The sequence below is a fragment of the Shewanella sp. TB7-MNA-CIBAN-0143 genome (assembly GCF_040310065.1).
Lineage (GTDB): Bacteria > Pseudomonadota > Gammaproteobacteria > Enterobacterales > Shewanellaceae > Shewanella.
The window spans coordinates 1-510 of the sequence record NZ_JBEOPL010000064.1; the positions used below are offsets into that span (position 1 = coordinate 1).

Sequence of the window (510 nt, forward strand, 5' to 3'; positions counted from 1 at the left end):
GCAATCCATATCCTTGACCTTCTGCCAACCGTGAAATTGCCATTGGCCTTTTCGGTTGATGAAGTATTTAAGGGCTACCCAAGTCTTAGACTTTGTTGGGTGACGCCTTACTGCCCAGTGCCATAACGAATAGAATAGTTTGTGCCCAACATACCCGAATACTTGTTTAGCAACACAATGACGATAATAATTCGCCCACCCCCTTAGTTTCGGATTTATCAGTTTGATAAGGTCGTTAACAGGGATGGTTGCGTGCTTTTTGATGAGTTCGCGCAGGTTACTCAAGAACAACAGCGTGTTGGATTTACTCGGTTTAATGAGTAATTTTCCTTTGTACTTCCTATGATTGAACCCTAAGAAGTCAAAACCATTGCTGATGTGGGTAATATGCGTTTTCTCTTCGGAGAGTGTTAAGCCTCTTTCCGCTAAGAAATCAGCGATCAACGGTTTGATATCGTTCTCGAGCACTTCCTTTGAAGCGCAGGTGACGACGAAATCGTCGGCGTATCC

At 43.9% G+C, this 510-nt stretch carries 1 protein-coding gene; it reads right to left on the reverse strand.

The window, feature by feature from the left end:
* A partial coding sequence (locus AAEY97_RS21145; RefSeq protein ID WP_351001297.1) for a group II intron maturase-specific domain-containing protein occupies window positions 1-510 on the reverse strand: 510 nt, incomplete at both ends.